This window comes from uncultured Veillonella sp. (assembly GCF_938010505.1).
In the GTDB taxonomy this organism is placed as follows: domain Bacteria; phylum Bacillota; class Negativicutes; order Veillonellales; family Veillonellaceae; genus Veillonella.
On sequence record NZ_CALLVP010000091.1, the window covers coordinates 1 to 16,269 of the forward strand.

Genomic DNA, 16,269 nt, shown 5'->3' on the forward strand with positions numbered 1-16,269 from the left:
AATTCTTGAGACAAAACCAAGGTAGTTTCGTATCGGGACAAGATATGTCCGAAGCATGTCATGTTTCGCGCACAGCTATTTGGAAACATATCAAGGCGTTGCGCCAAAAAGGCTACAAAATAGAATCTTATACCAAGAGGGGGTATCGACTATTGGAGGAACCTGATTTGTTGAGTCCATTGGCAATGAAGCAAATCTTAAAAACAGATGTATTTGGTAAACGATATGTCTATATGGATACTACTGAGTCTACAAACCTAGAAGCACGTCGTTTAGCGCAGCAAGGTGCAGAAGAAGGCACAATTGTTGTCACCGAGGAACAGGCTGCTGGCCGTGGTCGCTTATCTCGTGGTTGGTACTCTCCGTTCGGAAAAGGTTTGTGGTTCAGCTTGATTTTGCGTCCTGATTTTGCACCTGTAGAAGCACCGAAGTGCACTTTGATGGCTGCAGTAGCTTTGACAAAGGCCTTTCATAAGATGGGGCTCAATGATGCGGGAATAAAATGGCCTAATGATATTCTTGTAAATGGTCGTAAATTAGTAGGTATTTTGACAGAAATGTCTGGTTCTATGGAGGAAATCTCTCATATTGTAATGGGCATTGGGGTCAACGTAAAGACAAAACAAGAAGAGTTGCGAGAAGAGTTAAAGCTAATTGCTACATCCCTTACGATGGAAGGGATTGATATTGAGCGGACAGAGGCATTTAGACTTATATTAGAAGCATTAGAATATCAATATTATGAAGTGCTCGATAATGGATTTGAGGAAACCCTCAATGAATGGCGTCAATTATCGGTAACTCTCGGTGAAGAAATTGAAGTACGCGCTCCTGGTAATACTTACGAAGGGGTAGCTATAGATATTGATGAAGATGGTAACTTATTAGTAAAAATCCCTGATGGGACAATTAAACGTATTGTGGCAGGGGACGTGTCTATTCGTCCACGTAAATAGGAGGCATTCATGTTATTAGTAATTGATGTGGGGAACACCAATATTGTTCTCGGTGTATACGACAAGACAGAGCTTGTAGGCCACTGGCGTATTTCCACGGATCGGGTTCGTACCACTGATGAATATGGCATGTTGATGATGAATCTATTTTTCCACGATCGTAAGGTTGATGTAAAAGACATTAATGCTATCATTATTTCCTCGGTTGTGCCACCATTGATGCCTACATTAGAACGCGTTTGTTTGCGTTACTTCAATGTAAATCCTCTTATTGTAGGGCCTGGCACTAAAACGGGCATCGCCATTAAGTACGATAATCCTCGTGAAGTAGGGGCTGACCGTATCGTAAATGCCGTAGCAGCACATGAACTTTATAAAGGTGATTTAATTATCATCGACTTTGGTACCGCTACTACGTATTGTGCGGTACAAGGTAATGGCGATTATATGGGCGGGGTTATTACTCCAGGTGTAACAATTTCTGCAGAGGCTCTATTTCAACGGGCGGCAAAATTGCCTCGTATCGATGTGAGGGATCCGGGTCAAGTCATTTGCCGAAACACAGTGTCTTCTATGCAATCTGGTATGTTCTATGGTTATGTAGGTCAAGTAGAGGGACTCGTGTCTCGTATGAAAGCAGAAATGGGCGATTATGTAACTGTAGTGGCTACAGGTGGTTTGGCACAACTTATTAGCAGTGCTACGGACTGCATTGATCATGTAGAACCTATGCTTACATTGGAAGGCTTACGCCTTATTTACGAAAGAAATAAATAATGCTACTATAATATAGTTACGTATATGTAACGAAGTAGTGTACATTCGGGTACAGCTTATGCTGTACCCTTTTTGTTAAGGGATATAGAATTATATGAATAATAAACAGTGGCAAATAGGGTCCGTCAAAATTGATGGTCAAGCCATATTGGCGCCTATGGCAGGGGTTAGCGATATTGCATATCGACTACTTGCCAAAGAGCATGGCGCAGCCTTGGTGTGCACCGAAATGGTCAGCGCCATGGGCATTAAATATAAAAATGAGCGTACCCATGAATTACTGCGCATTGAAGAGGTAGAACGTCCTGTATCTATGCAAATTTTTGGCTCTAATCCAGAAGCAATAGCCTTGGGCGCTAAGGTGGTAGCTGATGCGGGTGCCGATATTGTAGATATCAATATGGGCTGTCCTGTAAAAAAAGTGGTTACCTCTGGCGATGGTTCTGCACTTATGAAAAATCCTGATTTAGCAGCGCGTGTTGCAGAGGCTGCTGTTAAGGCCGTCGATGTACCTGTTACTGTGAAAATGCGCATCGGCTGGGATAGTGATTCCATTAATGTCGTGGATTTTGCAAAACGCATCGAATCTACCGGTGTGGCTGCTATTGCTGTACATGGTCGTACAAAAGAGCAAATGTATAGTGGTCATGCTGATTGGTCTTATATTAAGGCTGTGAAAGAAGCTGTATCTGTACCCGTATTTGGCAATGGTGATATAGTGAATCCTGAAGATGCTAAGCAAATGCTTGATGAAACCGGTTGTGATGCTGTAATGGTAGGCCGTGGAGCACAAGGGAACCCTTGGATCTTTGGTCGCATTCATCATTATTTAGCCACAGGTGAAGTGTTGCCAGTACCGACCGATATAGAGCGTCTAGATATGTTATTAAAGCATTTTGACTTGTTATGTCAATACAAGGGTGAAAGTATGGCCGTTAAGGAGATACGCACTCATGCGGGCTGGTATATGAAGGGGCTTCCGGAGTCTGCATATTGGCGCAATCGAGTGAATACAATTCATACTGTAACGAGCTTTCACAATGAGCTAGAAGCATATCGTAAAATACTGTCCGAAGGGTAGTCAGATTGACAAATGAATAGTATTTTTATATAATGGTTGAGATAATTTAGAAACAAGAGATAAGGTGTCATCTTATTATGACACTTTTTCTTATTATTTATATGTAGAAAGAGTGGGGTACCCATGGCAGACGTAAAAGAAACATTACTCACCGCCGACGGTTTAAAGAAGTTAGAAGAAGAATTAGCGTACTATAAATCTGTACGTCGTATTGAAGTATCTGAACGTATTAAAACTGCTATTGAATATGGCGATATCAGTGAAAACTCCGAATATGATGATGCAAAAAATGAGCAAGCTTTTATCGAAGGTCATATTGTAGAGTTAGAAAATAAAATTAACACTGCGAAAATCATTGACGAAACTGTAAAAGGTGATGTTGTATCTGTAGGTAGTAAAGTTACTGTACTCGATACAATGTACAATGATGAATTGGAATATGTTATCGTTGGCTCCTCTGAAGCGGATCCATTTAACAATCGTATCTCTAATGAATCTCCTGTAGGTAAAGCTATTTTGGGCAAACGCAAAGGCGATGAAGTAGAGGTTTCCACACCAGATGGTCCTGTAACATTCAAAGTGTTAGCAATTCAATAATTTACATTTACCGACAAAGAGGCGATAACATGAGTGAAGAAATTTTAAATGTACAAGAAGAATTAAATGATCAAATGCAAATTCGCCGCGACAAATTGGCTGAATATGAAGCTGATGGAATCTATCCTTTTGGCCAACGTTTTGTTGTAAAAGATCATGCAAAAGACATTAAAAAAGACTTCTTCTTGAAATATGACGGTCAACCTGCGGTTATTGCAGGTCGTTTGATGACGATTCGTTCCCATGGTAAAACGGCATTTGCGAATATCCGAGATTTATCTGGTGATATTCAAGTGTATTTCCGTAAAGATACATTGGGCGAAGATAATTACAAATACGTAAAAATGCTTGATATCGGCGATATCGTAGGTATTGAAGGTCATGTGTTCAAAACTCAAAAAGGTGAAATCACAATTAAAGTTGAGAAGTTGACCCTCTTGTCTAAATCCTTACGTCCATTGCCAGAAAAATGGCATGGTTTAAAAGATACAGAATTGCGTTACCGTCAACGTTATGTTGATTTGATCGTAAATCCTGAAGTGCGTGATACATTTGTAAAACGCTCTCAAATCGTTGCTAAAATTCGCGAATATATGATGCGTGATGGCTTTATGGAAGTGGAAACTCCAATGATGCATGCTATCCCTGGTGGTGCGGCAGCTCGTCCGTTCATTACACATCACAATGCGCTTGATATTGATATTTACATGCGTATTGCACCTGAATTGTACCTCAAACGTCTAATCGTTGGTGGTATGGACCGCGTTTTCGAAATGAACCGTTGTTTCCGTAACGAAGGTATCGATAATCGTCATAATCCAGAATTCACTACTATTGAATCCTACCAAGCTTATGGCGATGTAGAGGATGCAATTCGTTTAACAGAAAATCTTGTGTCCTACTGTGCGCAAGAAGTACTTGGTACACAAGAAATCACATACCAAGGTACTGAAATTAATTTGACTCCTCCTTGGAATCGTATCACAATGGCTGAAGGTGTAAAAAAATACACTGGTGAAGACTTTGATGCAGTAACTACTGTTGAAGAAGCTCGTGCTATTGCAGATCGTTTGAATGTAGAATACACAGATAACGATGGTATTGGTAAAATTTTGAATGCTTGCTTCGAAGATTATGTAGAAGAAAACTTGATTCAACCAACTATCGTATATGGTCATCCAAAAGAGATTTCTCCACTTGCTAAAGCAAGTCGTGAAAATCCATTGGCTACAGAACGTTTTGAAGCGTTCATTTATGGTCGTGAATTGGCAAATGGCTTCTCCGAGTTAAATGACCCAATCGATCAAAAACAACGTTTCTTGGATCAATTGAAAGAACGTGAAGCTGGCGACGATGAAGCTCACCGTATGGACGAGGACTTCGTTACAGCTCTTGAATACGGCTTGCCTCCAACAGCTGGTTTAGGTGTTGGTATCGACCGTCTCGTTATGTTCTTAACAGACTCTGCATCCATCCGTGATGTATTGTTGTTCCCATTGATGAAGCCAGAAGTGCATAAGCACGTTGAAACAGAAGCTGAAGAAGACGCAGCTGAATAATCTAAACTATAAAGGCTCCCTATTCTTTGAGTAGGGAGCTTTTTGATATATTCATGATATATCTATGGCATATCTATACTATAGATATTGTATTTCTATGATATCTCTATGGTATATCTGGAGTATTATATGTATATGTATATGTATATGTATATGTATATGTATATGTATATGTATATGTATAGCGTAACCCTGTCATTAAGGAGGCTAAGGTGAAGTATTTAAAAGTTGCCTTTTCAAATACTGTACAAACCTGGATTAGTTCTATCGAGGGGCGTGAAAGTGTAAATATTAAAGGAACCGATTTTACCGATGTAGGTGCGGTTGTAGTTAGTGAGTCTGATTTGAACGTAATCGACAATGAGCAAATTCGTTCTTTCGGTATACCAGTTATTATGATGGCACTTGGCCTATCAGAAAAAATATCTGCTCATATAAAACAGATAGCCACTGTTATAGACATTACATCGATGAGTTCGGATGACTGTAAAAACGAAATAGAGCGGATTGTATCAGACTATGAAGACTCTATTCTACCACCTTTTTTTAGGGCTTTAACTGACTATGTTGCAGATAATAATGTTCAGTTTGATTGCCCAGGTCATCAAGGGGGGCAGTTCTTTTGTAAACATCCTACAGGTCGTGCCTTTTACAATTTCTTTGGGGCGCATATTTTCCGAGCAGATCTTTGCAATGCTGATGTTAAACTAGGGGATCTTCTAATTCATGAAGGATATGCTCACGAGGCTCAAGCTCATGCCGCTAAAGTCTACAATGCAGATAAAACGTATTTTGTACTTAATGGTACTTCTTCAGCTAATAAGGTAGTTTTAAATGCCCTCTTAACACCAGGCGATATTGTTTTATATGATCGTAACAACCATAAATCCATCAGCCATGGTGCTCTAGTCATGTCGGGAGCAACCCCTGTTTATCTCGAAACGGCACGCAATCCCTTTGGCTCTATTGGCGGTATTTTAGATCACTGTTTTGATGAAAGCTATATTCGAACTTTGATTAATGAAAAATCGCCTGAAAAGGCTAAAGCGGAACGACCTATTCGACTGGCGGTCATTCAATTAGGTACGTATGATGGCACTATTTATAATGCACGTCAAGTGGTCGACAAAATAGGGCATCTGTGTGACTATATTTTCTTTGATTCTGCCTGGGTAGGGTATGAACAGTTTATTCCAATGATGAAAGACTGTAGTCCCTTATTGTTAGAATTAGGGCCCAATGATCCCGGAATTTTAGTGACTCAATCTGTTCATAAGCAACAAGCTGGTTTCTCTCAAACCTCTCAAATCCATAAGAAGGATAAGCATATAAAAGGGCAAGACCGCTATGTGAGTCATAAACGCTTTAATAACTCCTTTATGATGCACGCCTCCACATCTCCTTTTTATCCATTGTTTGCATCCCTCGATGTAAATGCAAAGATACATGAAGGTAAGTTGGGGCAAAAGTTGTGGCGTGAATGTATTGAAGTTGCTATTGATACCCGTAAAGCAGTGTTGCAACAATGTAAATATCTTCGTCCTCTCGTGCCGCCGATAGTCTATGGAAAAAGATGGGAAGAGGGGAATACGCACGAGATGGCTTGTGACGTGAGCTATTTTGCTTTTGAACCAGATGCGAAATGGCATTCTTTCACTGGATATGGTGAAGGGCAATACTTTATCGATCCTTGTAAGTTCCAATTGATTACTCCTGGTATTAATGTGGAAACAGGAGAATATGAAGATTTTGGCATTCCTGCAAATATTCTGGCTAATTATTTACGTGAAAATAGAATTATCCCAGAGAAATGTGATTTAAATACGATTCTATTTCTTATGACACCAGCAGAATCTGAGTCTAAAATGGATGAGCTCGTGGCTCAACTAATTCGTTTTGAGGAGCTCATTGACCGTGATGTACCAATGCAAGAAGTATTGCCATCGATTTACTATAGTAATCTAGAAAAATATGAGGGTTATACTATTCGTCAATTATGTCAAGAAATGCATGATTTCTATAGGGATAGAAATGTAAGCATTCTACAGCAACGCTTATTCTCTCGTGAATATTTTCCAGAATATGTAATGAATCCACAAAAAGCTAATTTCGAGTTACAACGAAATAAGGGTGAACTCGTACCATTAAGTGAGGCAGAAGGACGTATTGCGCTTGAAGGGGCGCTTCCATATCCACCAGGTGTTTTATGTGTGCAGCCTGGGGAACGTTGGTCTAGGACTGCGTGTGATTATTTTCTTGCTTTAGAAGAGGGGATTAATCAATTGCCTAGCTTTGTTCCAGAAATACAAGGCGTATATATTACAGAAGAATCAGATGGCTATAAAAGAGTCTATGGCTATGTATTGAAAAATGAATGTTAGATTTAATTTTATACAGTTGATAGATACAATAGTTAATACTTTAAGGGCGTGTGTCGATATAGAAACGCATAATGAAATTATTAAATATAAACTCTATAGAAAATAATTTTTAGGTGGGCTAAAATTTATTTTGATTTTTCATTAATAGTTATTGACAGTGAATAAAAATAATTCTATACTTAGCTCATAGATTGTGATAATTGCATAATGAATATGAGAAAAAATCATAAAGATGATATTTTTCTCATTTAGTTAGCCTTATCGAATGTGAATGTGATGATACGAATAATTATATAGAACTATTACACACCTTGTATAACCTTGACGGGATGGGTCAAGGCTCTCTAGCGTGAACCGAGATTTACGGCTACAAGAGCTTATTTATGATGCTCTTGTAGCCGTTTTTTATTTAACTAAATTTATGTTTCTAAAAGTTTAGGAGGTAAGTGCGATGAGTTTAATGGATTATGAAAGAGGTAATCAGGCTAATGGTTGTCTTGATCGATTTTTCAAGTTGACCAAACATGGAACATCAGTAAAAACTGAGTTTTTTGCAGGCATTACAATGTTTATTGCATCCGTGTATATACTGGCGGTAATACCAAATTTACTATCTGTATCAGGAATGCCTCATGCTAGTGCCGTGGCGGCTGTAATTTTAACAACTGCTTTTGCAACTATGCTTATTGGCTTAGTAGCAAATGTTCCCGTTATTGTAGCCCCTGGCCTTGGCCTTAGTGCATTTTTTTCGTATACCATTTGTGGTGCCATGGGGGCCTTAGTTGGCAAACTGCATTAGGTGCCGTTTTTATTTCCGGTACAGTATTTGTTATTTTAACAGTTACCAAAGTTCTTAATAAAATTGTAGATGGTATTCCACAAGTACTGAAAACCTCTATTGGTGTAGGTATTGGTTTATTCGTTGCCTTCATTGGCTTTAAAAATGCTCACATTATCGTACCTAATAATGCTACCTTTGTAACGTTAGGTAATATGCAAGATCCAGCAGTATTATTGACTTTGTTAGGCTTATTTATTACTAGTATTTTGCTAGCAAAACAAGTTAAAGGCGGTTTGCTCATTGGCATGGCGTTCACTACAATCGCAGCAATGGGTTTAGGTTTAACTAAGATGCCTGCTACAAGTGCAGATATCTTTAACTTGGTACCACCAGTTCCAGTTGATACGTTCGCTCAACTAGATGTAATGGGCGCTATTAAATATGGCATCTTTTCTATTATTTTTTCTATTACTATTGTAGATATGTTTGATAATATCGGTACATTAATTGGTGTAACGAGAAAAGCTAACTTGGTAGATGAAAATGGTAAGTTCGAAGGTTTAAACAAAGCGTTGCTATGTACGTCTATTGGTGCTGCAGCAGGTGCCGTTGTAGGTACGTCTACAGTTACTTCTTATATTGAAAGTGCGGCAGCCGTTGCCGATGGTGGTCGTACAGGTCTTACGGCAGTAGTAACTGGCCTTTTATACTTGGTATCTTTGTTCTTTGCACCGTTGTTCTTATTGGTGCCGGTACAAGCGACAGCACCTGTACTGATTACTATTGGCGTATTTATGATGAGTGAAGTAACACATATTGATTTCACTGATTTCACGGAAGCATTGCCTGCGTTCTTAACAATTCTTCTTATGCCATTAACATTTAGTATTGCTCAAGGCTTATCCTTTGGCTTTATTTCTTATACATTAATTAAATTTGCTACAGGTCGTCGTCATGAAATTCATCCTATAATGTACATCATGACTGTGGCGTTCATCATTCACTTTGCTATTTAAATAGCATATACTATGAATCATATAGCATAGTCTATTAAAGGAAAATCTAGCGTAGTATATGGGCGCAGTACTTTAGGACTCTAATCACACGAGGAGGTTATATGAATTCGACACTTATTTTAAAAGGAAATATCTTATATACACCTGATCCCTCGGCATTTGTATCCATTCAACAGGGTTATGTTATTGCTGTAGACGGGGTGGTTGTTCATTGTGGTGAAAGTATTCCACCAGCGTATGCAGAGTGTGAGGTTGCTGATTACAAAGATAATCTCATCATTCCTGGCTTTGTTGATACTCATGCGCATGCACCGCAATATTGTAATCGTGGCCTTGGCATGGATAAGGAACTTTTACCATGGCTTGAAACCTATACATTTCCTGAAGAGGCTAAATTTAGTGACCAAGACTATGCTCGCCTAGTATATGGTGCCTTTGTTCACGATTTATGGCGCAATGGTACGACAAGAAGTATTTTGTTTGGAACTATCCATAAAGACAGCACATTAGTGTTGATGGAGCTTTTACAAAAAGCAGGATTATCAGCCTATGTAGGCAAGGTAAATATGGACCGAAACAGCCCAGAATTTCTTATAGAGGAAACGAAACAGTCTTTGCTCGATACAAAGGCTTGGTTAGATGAGGCGGCTCAGTTTGGTCCCTTAGTTAAACCTATCATTACACCGCGCTTTGTACCATCTTGTACGAGTGTACTAATGGAGGGGTTGGCTAAATTAGCTAAAGAGTACGATGTGCCAGTGCAATCTCATTTGTCGGAAAATCACGGTGAAATTGATTGGGTCGCATCATTACATCCTGAGTCGTCAAACTATACAGATGTGTACTATGAACATCATTTGATGGGTACCGTGCCAACTGTAATGGCCCATTGCATTCATTTGAGCGATGTAGAAATGGACCGTATGGCCGAGACGCAAACCATGGTATCTCATTGTCCATATTCAAATGTAAATCTCTCTAGCGGAATTGCACCAATTCGTAAATTGTTTGAACGAAATATACCAATTGGTTTAGGTTCCGACATTTCTGGTGGACATATTGTGTCGATGGCAAAGGTTCTTACCGAAGCCATTGGTCTATCGAAAATGAAATGGGCTGAAGTAGACAAAAACTATGCACCTCTTACCTTGAGTGAAGCCTTCTATATGGCTACAAAGGGAGGGGGGCAATTCTTTGGTCACGTTGGAAGCTTTGAAAATGGCTGTGAATTAGATGCTCTTATCATTGATGATTCCTTATTGTTTGATCCGAATGAACGTTCTTTGGAAGAGCGCTTAGAGCGGTGGTTATACGTAGGGGATGATCGTCATATCATTGAACGCTATGTGGCTGGTTGCGTAGCACCTAATCCAAAAGGTTAAAGACTACACCTCACAGAAAATAATATTGAATATGTAAAGCAGCTGGTTTGTATATCATTCAAACTAGCTGCTTTTTGTTGTGCCTCAAAGCTTGTGCTTGGTGCATGAGATGAGTCTTTGAATATGAGTTTTAGCCTTTCTTATAGCATTTTGTTAAAATGCTCGTAATAGCAGTAATTTTGCTCGTCAATTTACTTGGTGTATAATAAAAAAATGTACAAATTAAGAAAGTGGGGGACTTAATGGATATATTAGGAGCAAGGCGCTCTATTGAACAAAAGCTGTTGATGCAATCTATTGCCTTGATGGCCCTAGTTGCTGTCAGTGGTACTATAATGGGGATTGTTACGGGATCTAGTGCGGTCTTGTTAGACGGGGTATTTTCCTTTGTTGATGTGGTTATTAAGGTTATGATGCTTATGACCGCCAAGTTAGTTGCTAGAGAAACAAGCAAGCGATTTCAATTTGGCTTTTGGCAATTTGAACCACTCGTGTTGGCAGTAGAAGGCTTCTTTATCCTTCTCATCGTAATCTATGCCTTATCTAGTGGCATTACTGATCTTTTATCTGGTGGTCGTCACGTAGACTTTGGACCAGCTATTTATTATGCCATATTCTTTACCGTTGCAGATACAGCATATTATCTCTATGTGCGTCGTATTAATAAGAGCTTACAATCCAACTTAATTAAGTTTGATAATGTGAGTTGGTATGTCGATGCTCTGTTAGAGGCGGCCATTTTGATTAGCTTCGTTGTGGCTACTATGTTAGAAGGAACTGAATATGCTGAATGGGCAGCTTATATTGACCCAATTGTGTTGATTGTCTTAGCCGTACAGATGTTACCGTCCGCCATTCATATTATCGTACCATCCATGAAACAAATACTGGGTTGGGCACCAACTTCATTGCATAATGAAGTGCAAGAGATTATGGATCGCTTTATGGAAAAATATAATTTTAAAGATTATGTGACGAGCGTGCAAGTATATGGCAATACTCGAATCATTGAAATTGATATTTTAGTTCGTAAGAGTTTTCCATATCAAACCATTGCTGAAATTGATGCTATTCGCAATGAAATTGACCAAGAAATCGGTGGTAACCCAACAGAAAAATGGGTGACCATTTCTTTTACAGGCACTCGCAAATGGATGGCGAAAGATTATTTGTTGGATGAAGAAGATGATGAGTAGTAAAAATATTGATGAAAAGGCTAGTATATAACGCATAATTTAATGATAAATGCATTAATATATGGTATACTTAAACGTATTGAATATATTGTACGTAGCATAGTTGGAAAATGAGGTTTATAGCATGTTAGATTTAAAATTTGTCCGTGAAAATATTGATTTAGTGCAACAAAACTTAGATAATCGTCATACAAAAGGCGATTTGGAAACCTTTGTATCCGCTTATGATGAACGTCGTCAATTGATTGGACAAGTAGAAGAATTAAAAGCTCTTCGCAATTCTGTAACAGAAGAAATTAGCCAATTAAAACGCAATAAAAAAAATGCGGATGATAAAATCGCAGAAATGAAAAAAGTAGGCGATGAGATTGCTGAACTTGATAACCGTATTCGCGAAGTAGAAATAAAATTGCGCGATGCCGCATTGATGTTGCCAAATATGTGCGATGCATCTGTTCCTGTAGGTGCTGATGAAGATGAAAATGTGGAGCAACGCAAATGGGGCAAACCACGTCAATTTGATTTTGAGGTTCAAGCTCATTGGGATTTAGGTGAAAGCCTTGATATTCTTGATTTCAACCGTGCAGGCAAAATGAGCGGTGCTCGTTTTACGGTGTATAAAGGCTTGGGTGCTCGTTTGGAACGGGCTCTCATCAATTTCATGATTGATCTTCATGTAGATAAACATGGCTACACTGAAATGATGACTCCGTACATGGTAACTCGTGAAACTTTGACTGGCACTGGTCAATTGCCAAAGTTTGCGGAAGATATGTACCATGTAGAGGATACGGAGTATTTCTTGATTCCGACCGCTGAGGTTACATTGACTAACTATCATGGTGGTGAAATTTTAAGCGAAGAAGAATTGCCTAAATACTATACTGCGTTCACTGCATGTTTCCGCGCTGAAGCAGGTTCTGCAGGTCGTGATACTCGAGGTCTTATTCGCCAACATCAATTCAATAAAGTTGAAATGGTTAAACTGGCTAAACCTGAAGATTCTTTCAAAGAATTAGAAACATTGACAGATAATGCCGAAGAGGTATTACGTTTATTAGAATTACCGTTCCGTGTTATTACTCTTTGTACAGGTGATATGGGCTTCGGTTCTGCTAAAACTTATGATGTAGAGGTGTGGATGCCAGCACAAGGCAAGTATAGAGAAATTTCCTCTTGCTCTAATATGACTGATTTCCAATCTCGTCGTGCTAATATTAAATTCCGTCGTGGTTCTAAAGGCAAACCGGAACTCGTTCACACATTAAATGGCTCTGGTCTTGCAGTAGGTCGTACGGTAGCAGCTATATTGGAAAACTACCAACAAGCTGATGGCTCCGTTGTAATTCCAAAAGTTCTCGTACCATACATGGGTGGCGTTGAAGTAATTACACCAGAGAAATAAGTGGAGGCATTCTATGAAGTTCTTTATTGATACAGCAGAATTTGATGAGATAAAAGAGGCTTATGCCTTCGGTTTTATTGATGGTGTAACTACAAATCCATCTCTTATCGTGAAAGCTAAACGCGATTTAAAACAAGTTATTTCTGAAATTGCAAATCTTGTAGAAGGTCCTGTTAGTGCAGAGGTAATCTCCTCTGATGCTGAAGGCATGGTAACAGAAGCACATGACCTTGTAACGCTAGGTTCCAATGTGGTTATTAAAGTGCCTATGACCCCAGAAGGCCTTAAAGCTGTTGCTATTTTGAACAAAGAAGGCATTAAAACGAATGTGACCTTAGTATTCTCTGCAAATCAAGCCTTATTAGCAGCTCGTGCAGGTGCAACTTATGTGAGTCCATTTGTTGGTCGCATTGACGATATCAGCATGGATGGCCTTACATTGATTCAAGATATTGCAGATATTTTCGCTATTCATGAAATCGAAACTGAAATCATTGCTGCAAGTGTGAGAACACCGTTACATATTACTCAATGTGCTAAAGCTGGTGCTCATATTGCAACGGTTCCATTTAAAGTGCTCATGCAAGCTATAAAACATCCGTTAACTGATGCAGGGCTTGCAAAGTTTATGGAAGATTGGAAACAAGCTAATCAATAAGTTAAGTAGAGGCTCTAGGTAAGAGTCATATCAATACATAGAGGACTTATAAGGAGGCCCATTATGGATCGTACATTGTCGTTGGAATTTGCTCGTGTCGTTGAAGCAGCAGCTTTGCGAAGTGGTCGTTTGCTTGGCCGCGGTCAAAAGGATGCAGCCGATGGTCTTGCTGTAGATGCTATGCGTCAAGCTTTTGACTCCGTTCGTATTTCTGGTACGGTAGTTATCGGTGAAGGCGAAATCGATGAAGCGCCTATGCTTTATATCGGTGAACACGTTGGTGCTGGTGGCCCAGAAGTAGATATCGCAGTTGACCCTATCGAAGGGACAAACTTGATTGCAAAAGGACAAAATGGTGCTATTGCAGTTATGGCGATTGCTGAAAAAGGTGGCTTATTGCATGCACCAGATATGTACATGGAAAAACTTTGTGTTGGTCCTCGTGGTGCAGGTGCTATCGATATTACAAAGTCTTTGACCGAAAATATCAAAAATGTAGCAGCTAAGATGGAACGTAGTGTAGATGAAATCACTTTGGTTATGCTTGATCGTGAGCGTCATCAAGGCTTGATGAAAGAAGCGCGTGAAGTAGGTGCTCGTATTATGCTTATCTCCGACGGTGATGTTAATCCAGCGATGGAATGTTGTATCGAAGGTTCTGGGGTACACATGGTTGTAGGTACTGGCGGTGCACCTGAAGGTGTATTAGCAGCAGCAGCCTTGAAATGTGTAGGCGGCGATATGCAAGCTCGCTTAAAACCAGAAACAGAAGAAGAGATTCGTCGTTGTCATGAAATGGGTATTACCGATGTAAACCAAGTGCTTACGTTGGATGATTTAGTTCGCACTGATGATGTTATCTTTGCAGCGACTGCCATTACACGTGGTAACTTATTGAATCCAATTCAATATTTCCCAGGTGGTGCGCGTACACATACTATCGTAATGCGTTCTAAAACTGGCACGGTTCGTTTCCTTGATACAGTGCATATGGATCATAAGCTTAAAACATTAAAAGCAAAATAAGAAGAACGTCCTGAATGTACCCCAAAATTGGATCTAAATTTTGGAAGTATGTTCAGGACTTTTTTTCATTGTATTTTCTCACATTCTCTTGATGAGATATATCGAAAAATAGTATAATAACATTTAGTATATGACGTTATAAATACAAGGTCTTGTAGTTGATACAAGATGAACGATATAAAGTGTAGGAGGAATTCTGTTGGAAAAGTTAATCATTCAAGGTGGTAACCGGTTGGAAGGACGTGTACGTGTTAGTAGTGCTAAAAATGCGGTGCTCCCTATTATTGCCGGTACTTTGCTAGCATCAACGCCTAGTAAATTGCTTGAAATTCCAAATTTGGAAGATGTAGGTACGATTTGCCAAGTTATCGAGTCTTTGGGGGTTAAAATCACTCGTAATAAAGCAGATGATGAAATCATCTTCGATGCTTCTACATTGACTGCTACGGAAGCTCCTTACGAACTTGTACGTAAAATGCGTGCATCTTTCCTTGTTATGGGGCCACTTTTGGCGCGTAAAGGGGAGGCTAAAATCTCTATGCCTGGTGGTTGCGCTATAGGTGCGCGTCCTATTGATCTTCACTTAAAAGCATTTGAAGCATTAGGTGCTAAAATTGAAATTACTGAAGATTATGTATATGCTCACGCTCCTGAAGGCCTTAAAGGCACTCAAATTTACTTGGATTTTCCAAGTGTGGGGGCGACAGAGAACGTAATTATGGCCGCTTCTATGGCAGAAGGTAAAACTGTTATCGAAAATGCTGCGGAAGAGCCTGAAATCGTAGATTTAGCGACATTCTTGAATGCTATGGGTGCTAATATCCGCGGTGCTGGTACAAATGTGATTCGTATTGAAGGTGTGCCTCAATTACATGGTGCTATTCATACGGTTATTCCTGACCGCATTGAAGCTGGTACATACTTAATCGCAGCTGCTATGGCAGGCGGTGATGTATTCGTAGAAAATGCATTGCCAGAACATTTAAAACCTGTAGTGGCTAAATTAAAAGAAGCTGGTGTAACCGTAGAGGAAGAAATCGACGGCATTCGCGTTATCAGTACTGGTAAAGGCATTAAAGCAGTGGACATTAAAACATTGCCATATCCTGGCTTCCCAACGGATATGCAAGCTCAATTTATGGCTCTTACTACGATTGCGGAAGGCACTAGTACAGTAACAGAAACTGTATTCGAAAACCGTTTCATGCATGTTGCTGAACTTCGTAAAATGGGGGCTCATATCGACATCGATAATCGCCAAGCTATTGTAGAAGGTATGCCAAGTTTACATGGTGCTATAGTAAATGCTACTGATTTGCGTGCTGGTGCAGCTCTCGTATGCGCTGCATTGACTGCGGAAGGTAGAACTGAAGTAGGTCGTTTGCATCATATCGACCGTGGTTATGATGATTTTGTAGGTAAATTGCAAAGGTTAGGTGCTGATATTGTTCGGG

The 16,269-nt window shown here is 39.6% G+C and carries 14 protein-coding genes and 1 riboswitch; all 14 genes read left to right on the forward strand.

The window, feature by feature from the left end:
- The coding region (locus Q0507_RS05530; RefSeq protein WP_298713577.1) for a biotin--[acetyl-CoA-carboxylase] ligase at nucleotides 1-956 on the forward strand (956 nt) is incomplete at its 5' end.
- 9 nt (nucleotides 957-965) lie between these two features.
- Nucleotides 966-1,733: a type III pantothenate kinase gene (locus tag Q0507_RS05535; RefSeq protein WP_298713581.1), complete on the forward strand. Its 768-nt coding sequence runs from the start codon at nucleotides 966-968 to the stop codon at nucleotides 1,731-1,733.
- A gap of 94 nt (nucleotides 1,734-1,827) precedes the next feature.
- Entirely contained in the window at nucleotides 1,828-2,814 is a 987-nt protein-coding gene (gene dusB / locus Q0507_RS05540) for a tRNA dihydrouridine synthase DusB (RefSeq protein ID WP_298713584.1), read from the forward strand.
- Nucleotides 2,815-2,937: 123 nt separating this feature from the next.
- Nucleotides 2,938-3,411, forward strand: a complete 474-nt coding sequence (gene greA, locus Q0507_RS05545; RefSeq protein ID WP_298713587.1) for a transcription elongation factor GreA — start codon at nucleotides 2,938-2,940, stop codon at nucleotides 3,409-3,411.
- Nucleotides 3,412-3,440: 29 nt separating this feature from the next.
- Nucleotides 3,441-4,970 carry a lysine--tRNA ligase gene (lysS, locus tag Q0507_RS05550; RefSeq protein WP_298713590.1) on the forward strand — a complete coding sequence of 510 codons (1,530 nt, stop codon included), beginning with the start codon at nucleotides 3,441-3,443 and terminating at the stop codon, nucleotides 4,968-4,970.
- Between the two features lie 212 nt (nucleotides 4,971-5,182).
- A complete protein-coding gene (gene speC, locus Q0507_RS05555; RefSeq protein ID WP_298713592.1) occupies nucleotides 5,183-7,351 on the forward strand; it encodes an ornithine decarboxylase in 2,169 nt (722 codons plus the stop codon).
- A 291-nt stretch (nucleotides 7,352-7,642) separates the two neighbouring features.
- A riboswitch (purine riboswitch) is annotated at nucleotides 7,643-7,741 on the forward strand.
- 61 nt (nucleotides 7,742-7,802) lie between these two features.
- On the forward strand, nucleotides 7,803-8,150 hold the full coding sequence (locus Q0507_RS05560) for a solute carrier family 23 protein (RefSeq protein WP_298713595.1): 348 nt from the start codon (nucleotides 7,803-7,805) through the stop codon (nucleotides 8,148-8,150).
- On the forward strand, nucleotides 8,111-9,148 hold the full coding sequence (locus Q0507_RS05565; RefSeq protein WP_298713598.1) for an NCS2 family permease: 1,038 nt from the start codon (nucleotides 8,111-8,113) through the stop codon (nucleotides 9,146-9,148). Before Q0507_RS05560 ends, Q0507_RS05565 begins: the two co-directional genes overlap by 40 nt.
- Before the next feature lie 101 nt (nucleotides 9,149-9,249).
- Nucleotides 9,250-10,530: a guanine deaminase gene (gene guaD / locus Q0507_RS05570; RefSeq protein ID WP_298713602.1), complete on the forward strand. Its 1,281-nt coding sequence runs from the start codon at nucleotides 9,250-9,252 to the stop codon at nucleotides 10,528-10,530.
- A gap of 242 nt (nucleotides 10,531-10,772) precedes the next feature.
- The gene (locus Q0507_RS05575) at nucleotides 10,773-11,726 is read left to right on the forward strand and encodes a cation diffusion facilitator family transporter (protein WP_298713605.1); all 954 of its coding nucleotides are present in this window, start codon (nucleotides 10,773-10,775) and stop codon (nucleotides 11,724-11,726) included.
- Between the two features lie 124 nt (nucleotides 11,727-11,850).
- Complete coding sequence (gene serS / locus Q0507_RS05580) at nucleotides 11,851-13,131, forward strand: serine--tRNA ligase (RefSeq protein ID WP_298713610.1); 1,281 nt, start codon at nucleotides 11,851-11,853, stop codon at nucleotides 13,129-13,131.
- Nucleotides 13,132-13,144: 13 nt separating this feature from the next.
- Nucleotides 13,145-13,789, forward strand: coding sequence for a fructose-6-phosphate aldolase (fsa, locus tag Q0507_RS05585; protein ID WP_298713613.1), 645 nt, complete (start codon nucleotides 13,145-13,147; stop codon nucleotides 13,787-13,789).
- A gap of 63 nt (nucleotides 13,790-13,852) precedes the next feature.
- Complete coding sequence (gene glpX / locus Q0507_RS05590) at nucleotides 13,853-14,815, forward strand: class II fructose-bisphosphatase (protein ID WP_298713616.1); 963 nt, start codon at nucleotides 13,853-13,855, stop codon at nucleotides 14,813-14,815.
- A 199-nt stretch (nucleotides 14,816-15,014) separates the two neighbouring features.
- Nucleotides 15,015-16,269 (forward strand): UDP-N-acetylglucosamine 1-carboxyvinyltransferase (gene murA, locus Q0507_RS05595; protein WP_298713619.1); only part of this gene is annotated, 1,255 nt, incomplete at its 3' end.

Coding starts and splice junctions, on each gene's coding strand:
- Q0507_RS05535 (WP_298713581.1), top strand. CDS start 966: ATGTTATTAGTAATTGATGTGGGGAACACCAATATTGTTCTCGGTGTA.
- dusB (WP_298713584.1), top strand. CDS start 1,828: ATGAATAATAAACAGTGGCAAATAGGGTCCGTCAAAATTGATGGTCAA.
- greA (WP_298713587.1), top strand. CDS start 2,938: ATGGCAGACGTAAAAGAAACATTACTCACCGCCGACGGTTTAAAGAAG.
- lysS (WP_298713590.1), top strand. CDS start 3,441: ATGAGTGAAGAAATTTTAAATGTACAAGAAGAATTAAATGATCAAATG.
- Q0507_RS05560 (WP_298713595.1), top strand. CDS start 7,803: ATGAGTTTAATGGATTATGAAAGAGGTAATCAGGCTAATGGTTGTCTT.
- guaD (WP_298713602.1), top strand. CDS start 9,250: ATGAATTCGACACTTATTTTAAAAGGAAATATCTTATATACACCTGAT.
- Q0507_RS05575 (WP_298713605.1), top strand. CDS start 10,773: ATGGATATATTAGGAGCAAGGCGCTCTATTGAACAAAAGCTGTTGATG.
- serS (WP_298713610.1), top strand. CDS start 11,851: ATGTTAGATTTAAAATTTGTCCGTGAAAATATTGATTTAGTGCAACAA.
- fsa (WP_298713613.1), top strand. CDS start 13,145: ATGAAGTTCTTTATTGATACAGCAGAATTTGATGAGATAAAAGAGGCT.
- glpX (WP_298713616.1), top strand. CDS start 13,853: ATGGATCGTACATTGTCGTTGGAATTTGCTCGTGTCGTTGAAGCAGCA.